Genomic DNA, 16,382 nt, shown 5'->3' on the forward strand with positions numbered 1-16,382 from the left:
GTTGCTTTCGCTCAAAGCAGCCCGCGCGCTAAACCCGTAGCGAACAATTCCACCGGCGCCGCCAATCCGCGCCGGATCACGTAAGGAGAGACTTTCATGCTCAACAACATCGGCCTGCCTGGCCTGCTGCTCATCGCCGTTGTGGTTCTGGTCCTGTTCGGCCGCGGCAAGATTTCTTCGCTGATGGGCGAGGTCGGCAAAGGCATCACCTCGTTCAAGAAGGGCATCAGCGAAGGCAGCAATGAACTGGAGCAGGACTCCGCGGACTCGGCCAAGGACGTGACCCCCGAGACCGAAAAAGATAAGGTCTAAGCGCGGATGTTCGATCTTGGGTGGACCGAACTGCTGGTCATCGGCATTGTCGCGCTGATCGTGGTCGGCCCCAAGGACCTGCCGGTGCTGTTCCGCAATGTCGGGCGGTTCGTGGGCAAGGCCAAGGGGATGGCGCGCGAGTTCAGCCGGGCGATGCATGACGCGGCGGATGAGGCCGGAGTCAATGAGGTCGCCAAGGGCCTGAAGGCCGCGTCGAACCCTATGGGCTCTGCCATGGACGGGGTCAAGCAGGCGGCGCAGGAGATGGCCTCGTCGATCGACCCGACCAAATTCGATCCCGATAGCGAGACCGGAAAGCTGGCGGCGCAGCGCGCGGAGGATGCCAAGAAGATCCAGGCCTCCACCGCGCGGGCCGCAGCGGAGCGCAAGGCGCGCGAGGCGGAAGAGGCGATGGCCAAGGCGGATGCCGCCGAGGCGGCGCTGAAGACGGATGATGAGGCCAAGCCATGAGCAACACGGATGAGATCGACGACTCAAGCGCGCCGCTGATCGAACATCTGGCCGAGCTGCGCACCCGGCTGATCCATTCGGTGCTGGCGTTTATCGTGGGCATGGTGATCTGTTTCACCGTGGCAACGCCGGTGTTCAACTTCCTCACCGCGCCCCTGTGCCAGGTGCTGGCCGAGAGCGGCCAGGACTGCTCGCTGATCTTCATCAGCCCGCAGGAGGGCTTCTTTGTCGCGATCAAGATCTCCTTCCTGGGCGGTTTCATTCTGGCGTTTCCCTATATCGGCTTCCAGATGTGGCGGTTTGTGGCGCCGGGGCTGTACAAGTCTGAGAAGGGCGCGTTCCTGCCGTTCCTGGTGGCCTCGCCCTTCATGTTCCTGCTGGGCGCGAGCTTTGCCTTCTACGTCGTCACCCCGCTGGCCTATGACTTCTTCCTGGGCTTCCAGCAGTTCGGCGCCTCTGGCGAGGCGATTACCGGCGAGGAGGTCACTCAGGGCCTCAGCGTGGTGTTCCAGGGCTCTGCGCAGGAGTATCTGAACCTGACGATCAAGTTCATCGTGGCCTTTGGCTTGTGTTTCCAGCTGCCGGTGCTGCTGACGCTGATGGGCAAGGCGGGTCTGGTCAGCGCCGAGGGCCTGGGCTCGGTCCGCAAATATGCGGTGGTGGCGATCCTGGTGCTGGCCGCACTGGTGACGCCGCCGGATGTGATCACCCAGATCATCCTGTTTGTGGTGGTTTACGGGCTTTATGAAATCTCGATCTTCCTGGTCCGCCGGGTCGAGGCCAAGCGCGAGGCGCAGCTGCGCGCCGACGGCTACTATGATGATGAGGATGAGATGGATGCCCATCCAGACGATCCGATGATGGCCGAGTTCGAGGCCGAGGACGGCAAGGACAAGTAAGCCGGAGACGGTTTGAAACGAAGAAGCGCGCCTGAGAGGGCGCGCTTTTTTTACGTTTGACCGGGGGCGAGGAGGCCGCCGGGCGTGCAGTCAGCCGCTGTGCGCAGCATTGATGATCCGCCGCATCAAGCCCAGGAACTGCTCTCTTTCCTCGTCTGACAGGGGCGCTAGGGAATGTTCATTCTGATCGTTGGCGGCCTGGTAGGCACTGTCCCGGGGCGCCTGTCCTTTTTTTGTCAGCCAAATTTGCTGCGACCGCGCGTCCGCAGGGTGTTTCTTTCTGACGATCAGCCCGTCTCTTTCCATGCGGTTCAGCGTATTGGCCAGGGTCGCTTGTTCCAGCGCCAGTTTTTCCAGAAGCTCGCGCTGGGTCACCCCGTCCTTGACCCAGAGTTCCAGCAGGATGGGGAATTGCCCGATGGTGATGCCAAGCGGAGTGATGCGCTCCTGCAGCCCGGCAGCAAACAGGCGGGCGGTGTGGTTGACCAGATAACCGGCGGAGTTTTCTTTCTCGAATTCCATAGTTCTCATCTGCACTTGAATAGCAAGCTATGCAATGATACATAGCAAGCTATATTAATTGAAAGGAACCGACATGCCTGGACTTGCTGAACTGGACGCCGCCGTCACGCTTGCCGATCAGATGGAGGCCCGGGAAGGGCCTGTTGTTCTGATGAATGTGTTCACCATCGACCCGTCTGATGAGCAGGCCTTGCTGGAGGCTTGGGCGCATGACGCCGACTTCATGAAGTCGCAGCCCGGGTACATTTCGACGCAGATGCACAAGGGGATCGCAGGCAGCGCCACATACGTGAATTATGCTGTCTGGCAGGATGTCCAAAGCTTTCGCGCGGCCTTCATGAACCCCGAGTTTCAAAGCCGGATTGCCCGATACCCGGAAAGCGCGGTCACGCGGCCGCATTTGTTCAAGAAACTGGCAGTCGCCAACCATTGCGTCGCCTGACCTGTTTGGGATGCAACAGCCATGAAACAGAAAATTCACGCAGCCGCAGGTGTCACCGCCTTTCTGATCATCCTGACGTTTTGGAGTTCCACGGTGCTGAGCGAGGCCTTTGGAACACCGGAAACCATAGCCCTGGTCAAATCCAGAATCCTTATTGGCATGTTTGCCCTGATCCCGGCGATGGCCATCGCTGGTGGATCTGGCATGGCCATCGGGCGGCGGCGTAAAGATGCGCCGGCCGCTGCGAAGAAAAAACGCATGCCCTTGATTGCCGCGAACGGTTTGCTGATCCTCCTGCCGGCGGCCTTCTTCCTTGAAGCCAAGGCAAGTGCCGGAAACTTTGACGGTGCCTTCGTCTTTGTGCAGGGCGTTGAGCTGCTGGCCGGCGCGCTGAATCTCACCATGATGGGATTGAACATCCGGGACGGCCGCAGAATGGCAGCGCGGCGCAAGGGCCTGGCTTAGGCCGGTTCTTCCCCTTGCCGGCCTTGCCGGAACATGCTTTGAAATCCGTCGACTTACCGACGGAGGCACCCCATGGACCAGATCGCATTGACCCGCATTGCCGAGGCGCTGGAGCGGATGTCTCCGGCGCCTTTGGAAACCCCCGATTTCAACGCGGCCAGCGCCTTTGTCTGGCATGTGGGGCCGGAGCGGCTGGAGGCCGTTGAACAGGTGAACCGGGTGGATCTCGACCTGCTGGTCGGCATCAACCGTTCCCGCGATACGCTCTTGGAGAACACCCGCCGTTTTGCGCAGGGGTTCGCCGCCAACAACGCGCTGTTGTGGGGCGCCCGCGGCATGGGCAAGTCGAGCCTTGTCAAAGCCGTGCACGGGGCATTGGCCGGCGATCACCCGGACTTGAAACTGGTGGAGCTGCAGCGCGAGGATCTGCCGTCGGTCGCGCGGCTGTTGAACCACCTGCGCGGCTCGGAGCACCGGTTTATCCTGTTCTGCGATGACCTGTCGTTCAGCCATGACGACCAGCATTACAAAAGCCTCAAGGCGGTGCTGGACGGCGGGATCGAGGGGCGGCCGGAGAATGTGGTGTTCTATGCCACCTCCAACCGCCGCCACCTGATGCCGCGGGACATGATCGAGAACGAGCGCTCCAGCGCCATCAACCCGTCCGAGGCGGTGGAGGAGAAGGTCTCCCTTTCGGACCGCTTTGGCCTGTGGCTGGGCTTCCACCCCTGCGATCAAGACGACTACCTGGCGATGATCGCGGGCTATTGCGCCGCTTACGGTGTCAAGGTGGACGCAGAGGGATTGCGGGCGGAGGCGGTAGAGTGGCAGGCCACCCGGGGCGCGCGCTCTGGCCGGGTCGCCTGGCAATTCTTCACCGATCTGGCCGGGCGGCACGGGGTGGCGCTGCGCTAGGACACACAGGGCGCTGAGAGTTGCCGGAAACGGGAAAAGCCCGGCCAGCCAGCCGGGCTTTTGCATGTTAACAGAGCTTTACCTCTGTCAGTTCAGGTAGCTCAGCGGGTCGATGCTTTCGAATCCGTCGCGGACCTCGAAATGCACGTAGGCGTCATCGCCGCCGCGCAACGAGGCGATGCGCTGGCCGCGGGCGACGCTCTCGCCCTTCTTGACGGTGATGTTGTCGACGTTCTGGTAAACCGTCAGCAGCTTCTGGCTGTGGCGGATCACCACGATCGGCACGTTGTTGGAATCCTTGGTGATCGCGGCCACGGTGCCGGCTTCGGCGGCGTTGACCGGCGCGCCGGGCGCGGCAGCGATGTCGATCCCGTCATTGCGGCCCTTCGAGTAGGTCTTGATGATCTTCCCCCGCACCGGATAGGCCATCGCCGCGCTGCTGGCGCGGGTGGGTTTCGGCAGTTCCGGTTTGGGCAGGGTCTCGGCCGCGGGCTTGACTGCGGCGGGCTCCACTTTCTCTTCCGGCAAAGGCTTGCTGGCGCTGGGCGGCACCGGCGTTTCGGACCCGGTGCCGGGTTCGGTCACCGCCACCGGAACGGCGGTTGCGGCAGGGGTCACCTCCGCTGTGCGCTCTGCTTTCAGCGGGATCAGCAGGAACTGGCCTTCGCGCACCGCGAAATCGCTGCCCAGGCCGTTCCATTCCGCCAGCGACTTCACCGGCACCTGATACAGCCGCGAGATGGTATAGGCGGTCTCGCCGCGTTTCACCTTGTGGCGCACCGGTTCAGGGCCGCGCTGCACCTTGGCAGGCTGCGGCTTGGGCGCCGGCTGGATCGCGGTGGTCGTCACCGAGCCCGGATTGGGCGAGGTCAGCGGTGCGGTTTCGATCGCCTGGCCGGCCAGGGACGCGATATCCACAGAGCCCGGGGTGGAGCTGCCGCCTTCGGACAGGCTGGCAGGCGCCCGGCGCGGCAAGGCCAGCACTTCACCCTGGCGCATTTTGTCGCCGGTCTCCATGCCGTTGTAGCGGGCGACCTCCTCCGGTGGCAGGCCGATGCGCGCGGCTACATCCGAGACGGTGTCGCCGCGCTGCGCCACCGCCACCTGGTAAGAGGGGTAGGTGATCAGGCCGCGGCCGTCCGGAGCGGGCCGGCTGGAGGTGGCCGACTGGGCGGCGGTGGCGGTGTTGAAGGCGCCAAGCTGACCGCGCAGGTCGTAATCCAGCGGGCTTTGGCAGGCGGCCAGCACCCCGGCCAGCGGCAGCAGGGCCAGCAGCCGTGCCCGGGGCAGCATAATACGGGGCAGCCCGCGGGATGCGGTCCGGGTGGGGGTGGTCCGGGTCATCTTGCTCTCCTCAAAACACGCTTCCCCTTTTTCGCGGGGATTCTCTCGCGTCAATCACTATAGCCCATGCAATCCAGCCGGCGGCTGAATTCCGCCGTCAGTTTACGGGGGCGGCGCAGGAATATCAAACGCAGCTTGCGAACTGCGGCAGCGGTCCTAACTGTCCTTGCCCAGGCCTTCCAGCAGCGGCACAAACCGCACCGGGCGCAATTCGTCATACTCCAGCCCGTCATCGGTTTTGCGCACCCGGATCAGGGTTTGCACATGGTCCGACTGCCCCACTGGCAGCACCATGATGCCGCCGGTCTTAAGCTGCGCCAAGAGCGGCCCGGGCGGATCCTCGGCGGCCGCGGTCACGATGATGCGGTCAAACGGCGCCTGGTCCGGCAGACCGTGGCTGCCGTCGCCCACCAGCGATGTCACATTGGAAAGCCGCAGGCCGTCGAACACGGCCCGCGCCTCGCGCACCAGGCGGGCGTGGCGGTCGATGGTGTAGACACGGCGTGCCAGTTTCGACAGGATCGCCGCCTGATAGCCGGAGCCGGTGCCCACCTCCAGCACGGTGTCGCGCTGCGACAGCTGCAGCGCCTGGGTCATCATGCCCACCACCGAGGGCTGCGAAATGGTCTGGCCGCAGGCGATCGGCAGCGGCACGTCCTCATAGGCACGCTGTGCAAAGATGCCGCGCACGAACAGGCCGCGGTCGATCTCTTCGATCGCTTCCAGCACTTTCTGGTCCGTCACCCCGCGCGAGCGCACGGAGTACAGGAACTGCATCTTGGTTTCCGGATCGGGTCCGTTCATTGCTGCGCTCACTCGCCCGTCCATTCGACCGCCTTCAGCGCATCCATGGCATCGCCCGCGGTCAGGTCGGCGCGCATCGGGGTGACGGAGATATAGCCGTCCAGGTTGACTGCGGCGTCTGAGCCGGGCGTGGCTTCCACATGCTGGTTGCCGCCGCGGATCCACAGATAGCGGCGCCCGGTGGGCGACAGCTGCTCCTCAGCCGAGAAATGGCAGCCATGGCGGTACCCCTGCGGCGCCACGCGGGCGCCCTTGACGTCCGCGGCCGGGACCGGCGGGAAATTGATGTTGTAAAACAGGCGGTAGTCCTGCGCATCCTGCGGCTGGGCGGCCAGGATCTTTTGGATCAGCGCGGCGCCGTGCACGGCAGCGGCCTCAAACGGATTGTCTGTCTCCCGGTTGGCAGGCCCGTAATACTGCGACAGCGCCATGGCCGGGATGCCCTGCAGCGCGGCCTCCATCGCGCCGCCCAGCGTGCCGGAGTACAGCGCGTTCTCCGCCGAGTTGTTGCCGCGGTTCACACCGGACAGCACCAGGTCGGGCCTTTGGCCGTGCATCACCACATGCAGTCCCGCCAGCACGCAGTCGGCGGGTGAGCCTTCGGCGGCAAAACGGCGTTCGTCCAGCTGGCTGAGCATGGTGGGGCGGGTATAGCTGATGCAATGGGCGACGCCGGATTGCTCAAAGGCGGGCGCCACGGTCCAGACCTCGCCATCGGGGCCTGCGACCGCATGGGCGATGGATTCGAGGATGGTGAGCCCTTCGGCACTGATGCCGTCGTCATTGGTGATCAGAATGCGCATGGGGTGTCTGCCTGCCGTCTTCAACCGGGTTTCCGATTGAATAGGACCTGTGCCGGAACGGGGCAAGGTTTTCGCGGAGGGAAGCGGCATCCGCCGCAAAGCGGGGCAGGGAGGCAACAGGCGAAGCCGCAGGGCGCACTCCCGCCCCTTTGGCCTGCATCAAAGATGCCGCCCAAATCGTTGGGCCGGGCGCCGCGCAATGCGCGGCGCCCGGCAAATTGCCGGTGTCAGTCTGCCAGGATCTGCGGCAGCAGGCGCGCGGCCTCTTCCTGGATGGTGGCCAGGGCGGCGCGGTCCTCACCCGGGTGGAAACGGGCGCGAAGGGCGGTCGCCATCGGCTGCGGCTGCAGAATGCGCACCTGCGGGCCGGTGCGTTCGGTTTCTGCCTGCCAGCTGCGCGCCAGCGCCATCTGGGCCGCCTTGGTGGCGCCGTAGGTTCCATAGAACTTTTCGCCCGCCTTCGGGTCGTCAAAGAACACCGCGCGCCCGGTCTGGCCCAGCAAGGGCGCCACGTAGGGGATCAGCACCGAGGTGGCCGTGGCGTTGATCGCGACCGCCTTGGTCCAGTCCTTGGCGGCAACGGAGGGCGCCGGGCAGAGCGCGGTGGCATGGATCGCGGTGTGCAGCCACAGGTCCAGCTTGCCCCAACGGTCGTGGATGCCGCGGCAGAGCGTGGCCATTGCCTCCGGCACGGTGACGTCCATCGGCGCAAGGGTGGCGCTGCCGCCCGCGGCCTTGATACGGTCGTCGAGCTCTTCCAAAGCACCGGTGGTGCGGGCTACGGCGACGATGTGATGCGTGGGCGCAAGCGCCTCGGCCAGGGCATTGCCAAGGCCGCGGGATGCGCCGGTGATGAGAGCAAGCTTTTCTGTCATGGCCGCCTTCTTGGGCCGCCCGCGCAGGCAGGTCAAGGGGCAGCGGCCCGGGGCAAGAATTTTCGAAAACTCCTGGCAAATTTCTTTGAAGAAATTTGCGTGGCACCCGTGGTTCAGCTGCCCGGCATGGACAGGCGCTTGGTCTCGCCGCGGGCGCTGAGGATCAGCCCGTGAGCGTCGATTGCCACCACCTGGCCCAGCGAGGACAGGCGGGCACCGCGCGTCACGGTCTTGGTGCGGCCGTTGGGCAGGCGGACCAGCGCGGTCAGGCTGTTTTCGGGGCCATAGATGCCCAAAAGGTTCAGCCGGTTGCGGTTCACTGCGTTATCCTGTGTGGCCAGCCCGGCCACTTTGGCGGGCGTGCGCCCCGCCTTCTCTGCGTTTGCCATATGTGTCATCCCCGAAGTGTCAGGGCGTATCTGGCCACTCGGCCGGGCCGCTTCAACCAGCCTGCGCGGGCGTCGGCGGGAAGCCGCGGACCGGCCGGGCGCGATGCGTGGAACCCCGCCGCCGCAGCCGGGCAAGGGCCAGGGCGTAACGGTCAGGCGTCGAAAACCAGCGAGGGCAGGTCGTGGCCGTAAGCATAGAGCAGCTCCAACAGCTCCTCCAGCGCGGCGCCATCCTTTTGCAGCGGGTAAAGCGGGTGGTTCTGCTCGGTGACTTTCAGTTCCGGATACTGGCCCTCAGGCCGCATCTCCAGCACACAGCCCGCAGGCATCGGCATGTCCGGCGGGATCGCATTGGCGAGCCAGGCCGGGCGGTCGCCCAGCTTTTCCGACTCGCGCATCTCGAAAAGGTCGAGATAGGCATCGAAATCATCGCGGCTGAGGCTGGCCCATGTGCCCAGCAGAAACTCCTCGCCGCGGCTGCCGGACAGCGGGATCGCCAGCACCGCGCGGACGAAGCGCAGGTCGCCCAGGCGGCAGAAATCCTCGGTCAGAATGTCGCCGCGGGTGGCGAGGACGGCGGAGTTGTCCTCCACCTCCATATCCTCGGAGCAGATATCCGGCCGGTCGCAGCTGAGGCTCAGCAGTTGCGCAAAGGTGGCGCCGCAGCAGCGGCACTGGCGCGGAGAGGTCAGCATGCGGGCAAGATGCGCGTCCAAGGGGCGGCCTTTCGTCTGGAAGCATAAAAAGGCGCGGGCCATCACGGCCAGCGCCTTGTCCATGCAGTGGTCGCGGCCCTCATACGCGGATGCGGCCGGAAGTTCAAACCCCCCTTTCCGCAAGGAGGGCAGGGCGGGATCAGCCGGAGGCCAGGTTGGAGGCGTTCCAGGAGGCGCCGGGCACCGGCATGTCCTTGATCTTGGCGCTCACGCGGCTGCTGCCTTCGAGCGCCGCCAAGTACTCCTCGGTGACGCCGGTGATGTAGTTGCCGTCAAAGCAGGAGCAGTCAAAGCCCTGGATGTCCGGGTTGCCTTCCTGTGCCGCCCAGATCAGGTCCTCGAGCTTCTGATAGAACAGCGCATCGGCGCCCAGCTCGTCGCGGATTTCCTCGATGCTGAGGCCATTTGCGATCAGCTCATGCTTGGTCGGCATGTCGATGCCATAGACGTTGGGGTATTTCACCGGCGGCGACGCAGAGGCGATATAGACCTTCTTGGCGCCGGCTTCGCGGCACATTTGCACGATCTTCTTGATGGTGTTGCCGCGCACGATCGAGTCGTCGATCAGCAGCACGTTGCGGTCCTTGAACTCCAGCGGGATCGCGTTGAGCTTGCGGCGCACCGATTTCTGCCGCTCCGCCTGGCCCGGCATGATGAAGGTGCGGCCCACGTAGCGGTTCTTCACCAGCCCCTCGCGGTAGCGGATGCCGGTGGAATTGGCGACTTCCAGCGCCACGGGGCGGGCCGAATCAGGCACCGGGATGATGCTGTCGATTTCGAGCCCTGACTCCTGGATCTGCTTGGCCAGCGCCTGGCCCATGCGCAGCTGGGTCTTGTAGACCGAAACGCCGTCCATCATCGAATCCGGCCGCGCCAGATAGACATACTCAAAAATGCAGGGGGTCAGCTTGCCCTCGACCGCCTGGAAGGTATGCAGCTTGCCGTCGAGGTCGATCAGCACGGCCTCGCCTGCCTTCACGTCGCGGACCTTCTCGAACCCGTTGATGCCGAACGCCACATCTTCGGAGGCGATGCAGTAATCGTCGCCGTCACCCTGTGCCGGGCGCTTGCCCAGCGACAGCGGCCGGATGCCGTGCGGGTCGCGGAACGCCAGCATGCCGACACCGGCGATCATGCACAGCACCGAATAGGCACCCTGCACCCGCTCCATGGTCATCTTGACGCCGGCAAAGATGTTGCGGATCGGTTCGGCGTTGCCGTTCACCTTGATGGCATCGGCCACCTTGTCGGCCAGGACGTTCAGCAGGATTTCCGAATCCGAGGTGGTGCGCAGATGGCGGCTGTATTTGCCGGTCACCTTTTCGCGCTGCTCGGCGGTGTTGGTGATGTTGCCGTTGTGGACCAGGTAGATGCCGTAGGGCGCGTTGACGAAGAACGGTTGCGCCTCCGTCGCGCTGAGCGAGCCTGCGGTGGGGTAGCGCACGTGGCCCATGCCGACACGGCCGGTCAGGGTTTCAGCGTCTGCGGGGCCGAACACATCCTTGACCAGGCCGTTTTCCTTGCGCTCGCGAAAGAACTCGCCGGTGTAGGTCACGATGCCCGAGGCGTCCTGGCCGCGGTGCTGCAGCATCAAGAGGCCGTCATAAATTTCCGCAAAGACATCGGTGTCCCGGCTTGCGATCCCCAAAATCCCGCACATTGGCTGGCTCCAATCCCACTTAGGCTTTGCTGTTCGATGGCTGTTGGAAGCGGTGGTGCCGGCAGTCTAGCGCATTTTGCGGCGCGCGCGCCAATCCGGCCGGGCTGGCCGCACTCTTTCCCGGTGCCTGAGCCTGAAGGCCAATTGCGTCATCGGACCCCGGCGCCGGGCGCGGCAGGTCATGTCCACAAAGGCAGGCGGGCAGCAGCGGCAAGGCGGTGAGGCTCCGAATCCGTTTCCTGTTCGCGCCCTCACATAGTGGCTTTCTTTCCCTCTGTCATCAGAGGATCACAATTCCCCGCTGCACTGCGGCGGCTGGTAGCGGGCAGGGCGGCGGATGGTCTGTGCCGCCCCTCCCGTCAGTGCAGCGTCAGCAGCGAGATGGACCCGACCAGAACAAGGCTCAGCGCCCAGACCAGGTCCAGGTTGAACCACCCTTTGGACAGGAATTTCAGCCCCACCCAGCGGTAGATCCCGTAGGCCAGCACACCGCCCGCTGCCGTCATCGCAGCGGTATGAAGCAGCGCCACCAGCGCCGCGATGCCCGCGTTGCCGGTGATCAGCGTGCCCGCGGCGGCATGGCCTGCGTCCGTCTCGACCGTGCGGCAGATGCCAAGGTAGATCGGCACCAGCATCAGCCCCGCGCCATGCGCCATCGCCGCCAGGAACGACCACAGCGCCAGCCGCGACGGCGGCACCCGCGCCAGAAACCGCGGGTGGCGGCGGTTCCACAGCAGGTAAAGGCCCAAAGCAATCACCAGGCAGGCGGCGCCGATCTGGATTTCGCGCTGCCACTCAGCCAGCACCATCAGTGCCGAGAACGGAAACAGGATCGCCGCCATGGCCAGCAGGTGGCCGGCCGCCAGCGCGGCCAGCGCCCGCCATAGGCTGCCCTGCGACCGGTCCATCAGCGCGGCTGACACCGCCAGCGGCCAGCCCATGCCGGGGTTCACGCCGTGATACACGCCAGAAGCGGCAACGGCCCCCCACAGGGCCGCCGCCGTGCTGATCTCTGCCACGCGTCAGGCGGAGGGGTAGCAGAAGCTGTCGGTGGAGCAGTCGCCCCCTTCCAGCCGGATCTGGTGGCTGCGGTAGCCCTTGGGGAATTCGACATAGAAATCCTTGTCCAGCTCCAGCCCGCCGGTTTCCCCGGCGTTGGCCATCACCATCTGGCCGCCCTCGGCGTCCGGATAGAACTGGTCATCCCAGGTGGAATAGAGCGAGTTGGTCCAATAGACGCGCTTGCCGTCGCGGCTGATCTCGACCATCTGCGGGCCATAGGCAAACTCGTTGCCGTTCGGGTGCTTGGCGCCCCGCGCAATCCCGCCGATCTCCACCTTGCCGGCCAGCTTGGGGTTCATCGGGTCGGACACATCATATTGATGCATCTCGCCCAGGCCCCAGCAGGCGACGTACAGAAACCTGTCATCCAGGCTCAGGTCGATATCGGTGACCAGCGGCGGCACCGCCTCGAACCCCTGCAGCAGCGGCGGCAGGTTCTCGGCCTTTTCGGGCCGCGGGTCGATTGTGATGGTCTTCTTGGCATCAAAGGTGCCGTCGTCATTCTGCCACCAGGTGAAGATCGCACCTTGCAGGTTGGTGGTGTCGACCACCACACCGCAAAAACCGTAATCCTTGGACGGGTCATGCGCAGGCCGGATTTCCAGCGCCATCTGGTGGTTTTCGCCCAGGTCGATGGTCTGCACGTTCTTGCGCTCGCGCAGGTTCCAGAAATGGATCGAGTGGCCGTATTTGTTGCTCAGCAGATCCTCCGCCACGATGCCGTTCTCGAACTGCGGCGGCAGGCCCCATTCCGAGCTCACCATGTAGTCGCGCGGCAGGTTCCACCAGAAGTCATAATGCTTGTCCTGCTTGCCGCGGTCCATCTCGTAACGGCCCAGGATCTCGAAGGTTTCGCAATCCATGATGAAGATGCCCGGCGGCCCGTCGGTGCCGTCCTCGCCGCCGCCGCCCAGGGTGGACACATAGATGCCCTCCGGCCCGCAATGGATGGTGTGCGGGCGCGAATAGCCGGTCTTGGCAAAGACCTCCTCCGGTTCGATGATTTTGTGGATCTTCGCCTCGCGCGGCTCCTTCACATCCACCACGTAGATCCGGCTGGAGCGGATGCCGGGAATGATCAGATAGCGCCGTTCCAGAAACGCATGGCCGGATAGCGGCGACAGCGACGAGGAACAGGCGTTCCAGCCGAAGTGGTGAAACTCGTCGCCTTTGTTGGGCATGATCAGCTGATGCACGATCTCGCCATAGCTGTCCGACTTCGGGTCGACATCGACCACCGCCAGCCCGTCGGGCTGGGAGCCGTCCGGGCTCAGCATCAGGGTAAAGGCCAGCGTTTCCGCCGGGGCCTCCATGGCAAGCCTGGGGGTGGCATGAAATGTGGGGTCAGGCCTCAAGTTCATAGTCAAATCCTCCCTGGAAAACAGGCGCCTGAACTGTTGGTCTTCTAGGTGCGCCCGCACCGATGCTGGCACACATCCGGATTTCGGGCAAATTTTTTTGAAAAGACGCCGCCGGGCGGAACATATGTTCCGTTTGGGCGGCCGCATAACGCGCTTTTCGCCCGGTCGCGCAGCGCCGCAGCGGACGGTTGTTCCTGAAGGGGGTGATCGCCGCCGCTGCAAAAGGAAAGGCCCGCACAGGGGCGGGCCGGAGGTGGGGGAGGGAAAAACGGTTCGGGATCAGGCCGCCAGGATGCGGTCCAGCAGGTTGTCCAGCGGCGCGGGCAGGCGGGCGTCTTCCGCACCCATGCCGGTCTCTGCAAGGGCGCGGCCCTCATCGCTGGCCAGAACCTGGCGGGTCTCGGTCAGCGACAGCTGGTGAAAGGCAGAGCCTTCGCGGTCATCGCCGGCGGGCATCAGCATGCCGCTTTCGGCCCAGACCAGCTCTTCTTCCTCGAATTCGAAATGGATGCGGCCCAGGCGCTCCGGCGCGGCGGCAGCGATGCCCTTGTAGCCGGCCAGGGCGATCAGCTTGGTGACCACAACCGGGAGGCCGAACAGGCGCTCGGCGGTGTCCATCTCCAGCGCCACTTTCTGGTCGGAGGGCAGCATCAGGTCGGTGTCATTGCCCAGGGCGCCGGCCGGCACATGCATGCAGGTGGTCAGACGCGGCACCGCGTGGCTGACCGCCTTCACTTCCTGGGCGCCGCCGTCAAAGGTGAACACCATGTCGCCGGGCTTGATGTCGCGGGCCTGTTTGAAACCCTCTTCGGTTTCCACCAGGGTTGCGGGCAGAAAGCCGCCGCTGCGGATGCGGGCCCGCTTCGGCGCCGGTTTCCCGGACTGCGGCAGGAGGTCGTTCAGCAGCACATCAACCGGCAGGAAATCGGCGAAATCTGTGGTGTGATCCAGCTGCATTTTGTGTCCCTTCTGAGCATCCTTGGCCCGGCGTTTTGCCGTTGAAGCCATGAGGCCCCCGAATTGGGACCAAATTGGGGCATGGGTGCGGCCCCTTCCGGGATGCGGCAGATTTCTGGGGACAAAACCGCGGTTTTACCCGGGATTGTTAACCTTTCGGCGGCTCAGCATGAGGATTTGTTAAGATTTGACCGGCGTTTGACGCTCGGCTTCTGCACGCCTCGAATCGTGATTCCTGTTGGTTAACAGAGTGTTAATGCACGGTTGCGCTGTTAATAATTATGGTGATGAAGCTGTGGATAACTGTGTGAACGCTTTGAAAGCAAACAAAAACGGGCGCCTTGCGGCGCCCGTGCGGCTTTGTTCCGGTAATGTCTCTTGGACAGTTACTGTCCGCAGCTGCCGATCAGCGCCTCATACTGTTCGGTGACCCAGCCCAGGGCCTGCTCCGGATTGCGCTCCTCGATCTTGCCGATCATGCGCTCAAACACCACCGCGGAGCGGCTTTCGTCAACAACGGTAAAGCTCTGCCCGGTCATCACCACGGCATAGAGGAAGAAGGCAATTGCGACCAGAAGAATGCCGCGCAGCACCCCGAAGAAGAAGCCCGCGCCCTGGTCCACCCCGCCAAGCGCCGAGCGCTGCACCAGGGTCGAGAACAGCGGCGTGAAGAATGAGACCACAATCAGTGCCAGCGCGAACACTGCGGCAAAGGCGGCGATGATGGACAACTCGCAGCTGTCGGCGATGAATTCGCCGATCACCGGGATCTCTGCCATCAGCGGCTCGACCTGCGGCGCAAAGATGAAGGCGAGGATGCCGGCGGCGATCCAGCCGGCGATGGCCATGGCTTCGCGCACGAAACCGCGTGAATAGGCCAGCAGCGCCGATACGACGATGACCAGGGCCACGACCCCGTCAATGATTGTGAAACCTTCCATGTCCCTCGCCCGTTTACCTGCGGTATCAAATTTTTTGCGACTTTAGCCGGCCCCGAAGAATTCGCCAACAAAACCGGCCAGGTCGCTGGACTTTCGCAAGTTCAGGCCGGTCACGGACACGGTTTTGCTGCCGCCTGGGGCGATCGCCGCCGTGAAACCAAGTTTTTGCGCCTCTTTCAACCGGTTTTCGGTCTGCGGCGCCGGGCGCAGGGCCCCAGATAGCGAAATTTCTCCGAAAACCGCGGTATCGGCGGGCAAAGCGACGTCTTCCCGCGCACTGAGCAGCGCCGCCGCCACCGCCAGGTCTGCGGCAGGCTCCGAAATCTTCATGCCGCCCGCCACGTTCAGGTAGACATCCAGCCCCGCAAAAGGAATGCCGCAGCGCGCCTCCAGGACGGCCAGGATCATCGCCAGCCGCGAGCTGTCCCAGCCGACCACCGCGCGGCGCGGCTGCGAATGCGGCGAGGGCGCAATCAGCGCTTGCATTTCGACCAGAACCGGCCTCGTGCCCTCGATGCCCGCAAACACCACCGAGCCAGGTGACGGCTCGCCGCGTTCCGACAGGAACAGGGCAGAGGGGTTCACCACCTCCGCCAGCCCGCCGCCGGTCATCTCGAACACCCCGATCTCATCCGCCGGGCCAAAGCGGTTCTTGACCGCGCGCAGGATGCGGAACTGATGGCCGCGCTCGCCTTCGAAGTACAAAACGGTGTCGACCATATGCTCGACAACCCGGGGGCCTGCGATCTGGCCTTCCTTGGTGACATGGCCGACCATGATGATCGACACCCCGTTGCGTTTGGCAAAGGTGGTCAACTCATGTGCTGCCGCGCGCACTTGGCTGACCGACCCCGGGGCGCTGTCCACGTGATCAGCCCACATGGTCTGAATGGAATCGATAATGGCGAGCTGCGGCTTTTCCGCCTCCAGCGTGGTCAGGATATCGCGCAGGTTGGTTTCCGCCGCCAGCTGCACCGGCGCGTCCGCCAGCCCCAGCCGCTGCGCCCGCATCCGCACCTGGGCCGAGGCTTCCTCGCCGCTGACATATACGGTCTTCAGCCCCGCATGGGCGAACCGCGCCGCCGCCTGCAGCAGCAGTGTGGATTTGCCGATGCCCGGATCGCCGCCGACCAGGATCGCCGAAGCGGGCACCAGCCCGCCGCCCAGCACCCGGTCCAGCTCTCCAACGCCGCAGCAGGTGCGCGGCGGCGGGGTCTCCCGCGCCGACAGATCCGTCAGCTGAATAGTGCGCCCGCGCTTCACGCCCAGCGACTTCTTGGCGGGGCCGGAGGACAGCCCCTGGTCCTCGCTGATGGTGTTCCACTCGCCGCAGCCTTCGCAGCGGCCCGACCATTTGGAGAAGCTCGCGCCGCAGGCCGAGCAGGAGAAAGATGTTTTTGCCATGCCGGATCAGTGGCAGATGTTTCCCTTTTGTTCAAGAGGG

At 64.4% G+C, this 16,382-nt stretch carries 19 protein-coding genes; 6 read left to right on the forward strand and 13 right to left on the reverse strand.

Going from position 1 to position 16,382, the window contains the following annotated elements:
• Positions 1-96: 96 nt before the first annotated feature.
• Genes CAER_RS0120465 through tatC form a run of 3 tightly spaced genes read left to right on the forward strand, consistent with a single transcriptional unit; the run spans position 97 to position 1,682 of the window.
• Positions 97-312, forward strand: coding sequence for a twin-arginine translocase TatA/TatE family subunit (locus CAER_RS0120465; protein WP_027237125.1), 216 nt, complete (start codon positions 97-99; stop codon positions 310-312).
• Between the two features lie 6 nt (positions 313-318).
• Complete coding sequence (gene tatB, locus CAER_RS0120470) at positions 319-783, forward strand: Sec-independent protein translocase protein TatB (protein WP_027237126.1); 465 nt, start codon at positions 319-321, stop codon at positions 781-783.
• Positions 780-1,682 carry a twin-arginine translocase subunit TatC gene (gene tatC / locus CAER_RS0120475; RefSeq protein WP_027237127.1) on the forward strand — a complete coding sequence of 301 codons (903 nt, stop codon included), beginning with the start codon at positions 780-782 and terminating at the stop codon, positions 1,680-1,682. Before tatB ends, tatC begins: the two co-directional genes overlap by 4 nt.
• Before the next feature lie 90 nt (positions 1,683-1,772).
• On the opposite strand, the gene CAER_RS0120480 is transcribed toward tatC, so the two are convergent.
• Positions 1,773-2,204 (reverse strand): MarR family winged helix-turn-helix transcriptional regulator, encoded by a 432-nt coding sequence (locus CAER_RS0120480; RefSeq protein WP_027237128.1) that lies wholly within the window; start codon positions 2,202-2,204, stop codon positions 1,773-1,775.
• A gap of 73 nt (positions 2,205-2,277) precedes the next feature.
• Here CAER_RS0120480 and CAER_RS0120485 point away from each other — a divergent pair, with 73 nt between their 5' ends.
• The 3 genes from CAER_RS0120485 to CAER_RS0120495 all read left to right on the forward strand — a co-directional run bounded on the left by CAER_RS0120485 (position 2,278) and on the right by CAER_RS0120495 (position 4,026).
• Entirely contained in the window at positions 2,278-2,646 is a 369-nt protein-coding gene (locus CAER_RS0120485; RefSeq protein WP_027237129.1) for an antibiotic biosynthesis monooxygenase family protein, read from the forward strand.
• 93 nt (positions 2,647-2,739) lie between these two features.
• Positions 2,740-3,111 (forward strand): hypothetical protein, encoded by a 372-nt coding sequence (locus tag CAER_RS0120490; protein WP_245597390.1) that lies wholly within the window; start codon positions 2,740-2,742, stop codon positions 3,109-3,111.
• A gap of 72 nt (positions 3,112-3,183) precedes the next feature.
• Positions 3,184-4,026 (forward strand): ATP-binding protein, encoded by an 843-nt coding sequence (locus CAER_RS0120495; protein ID WP_027237131.1) that lies wholly within the window; start codon positions 3,184-3,186, stop codon positions 4,024-4,026.
• An 87-nt stretch (positions 4,027-4,113) separates the two neighbouring features.
• Here CAER_RS0120495 and CAER_RS0120500 read toward each other — a convergent pair whose 3' ends face one another.
• The 12 genes from CAER_RS0120500 to radA all read right to left on the reverse strand — a co-directional run bounded on the left by CAER_RS0120500 (position 4,114) and on the right by radA (position 16,342).
• Entirely contained in the window at positions 4,114-5,370 is a 1,257-nt protein-coding gene (locus tag CAER_RS0120500; protein WP_027237132.1) for a peptidoglycan DD-metalloendopeptidase family protein, read from the reverse strand.
• 156 nt (positions 5,371-5,526) lie between these two features.
• Positions 5,527-6,174, reverse strand: a complete 648-nt coding sequence (locus CAER_RS0120505) for a protein-L-isoaspartate(D-aspartate) O-methyltransferase (protein ID WP_027237133.1) — start codon at positions 6,172-6,174, stop codon at positions 5,527-5,529.
• Positions 6,175-6,182: 8 nt separating this feature from the next.
• Positions 6,183-6,977, reverse strand: a complete 795-nt coding sequence (surE, locus tag CAER_RS0120510) for a 5'/3'-nucleotidase SurE (RefSeq protein WP_027237134.1) — start codon at positions 6,975-6,977, stop codon at positions 6,183-6,185.
• Between the two features lie 227 nt (positions 6,978-7,204).
• Positions 7,205-7,852: an SDR family NAD(P)-dependent oxidoreductase gene (locus CAER_RS0120515; RefSeq protein WP_027237135.1), complete on the reverse strand. Its 648-nt coding sequence runs from the start codon at positions 7,850-7,852 to the stop codon at positions 7,205-7,207.
• A gap of 113 nt (positions 7,853-7,965) precedes the next feature.
• Complete coding sequence (locus CAER_RS0120520; RefSeq protein ID WP_027237136.1) at positions 7,966-8,241, reverse strand: hypothetical protein; 276 nt, start codon at positions 8,239-8,241, stop codon at positions 7,966-7,968.
• Between the two features lie 152 nt (positions 8,242-8,393).
• Positions 8,394-8,936, reverse strand: a complete 543-nt coding sequence (locus CAER_RS0120525; RefSeq protein WP_036797836.1) for a DUF2199 domain-containing protein — start codon at positions 8,934-8,936, stop codon at positions 8,394-8,396.
• A gap of 160 nt (positions 8,937-9,096) precedes the next feature.
• Positions 9,097-10,617 carry an amidophosphoribosyltransferase gene (gene purF / locus CAER_RS0120530; protein WP_027237138.1) on the reverse strand — a complete coding sequence of 507 codons (1,521 nt, stop codon included), beginning with the start codon at positions 10,615-10,617 and terminating at the stop codon, positions 9,097-9,099.
• Positions 10,618-10,976: 359 nt separating this feature from the next.
• On the reverse strand, positions 10,977-11,636 hold the full coding sequence (locus tag CAER_RS0120535) for a hypothetical protein (protein WP_027237139.1): 660 nt from the start codon (positions 11,634-11,636) through the stop codon (positions 10,977-10,979).
• 3 nt (positions 11,637-11,639) lie between these two features.
• Complete coding sequence (locus CAER_RS0120540) at positions 11,640-13,040, reverse strand: selenium-binding protein SBP56-related protein (RefSeq protein WP_027237140.1); 1,401 nt, start codon at positions 13,038-13,040, stop codon at positions 11,640-11,642.
• Between the two features lie 279 nt (positions 13,041-13,319).
• The gene (locus CAER_RS0120545; RefSeq protein ID WP_027237141.1) at positions 13,320-13,997 is read right to left on the reverse strand and encodes a Hint domain-containing protein; all 678 of its coding nucleotides are present in this window, start codon (positions 13,995-13,997) and stop codon (positions 13,320-13,322) included.
• 386 nt (positions 13,998-14,383) lie between these two features.
• Complete coding sequence (locus tag CAER_RS0120550; RefSeq protein WP_027237142.1) at positions 14,384-14,938, reverse strand: CvpA family protein; 555 nt, start codon at positions 14,936-14,938, stop codon at positions 14,384-14,386.
• 42 nt (positions 14,939-14,980) lie between these two features.
• Positions 14,981-16,342: a DNA repair protein RadA gene (radA, locus tag CAER_RS0120555; protein WP_027237143.1), complete on the reverse strand. Its 1,362-nt coding sequence runs from the start codon at positions 16,340-16,342 to the stop codon at positions 14,981-14,983.
• Between the last annotated feature and the right edge of the window lie 40 nt (positions 16,343-16,382).

It is taken from the genome of Leisingera caerulea DSM 24564 (assembly GCF_000473325.1).
GTDB classification, from domain to species: Bacteria; Pseudomonadota; Alphaproteobacteria; order Rhodobacterales; family Rhodobacteraceae; genus Leisingera; species Leisingera caerulea.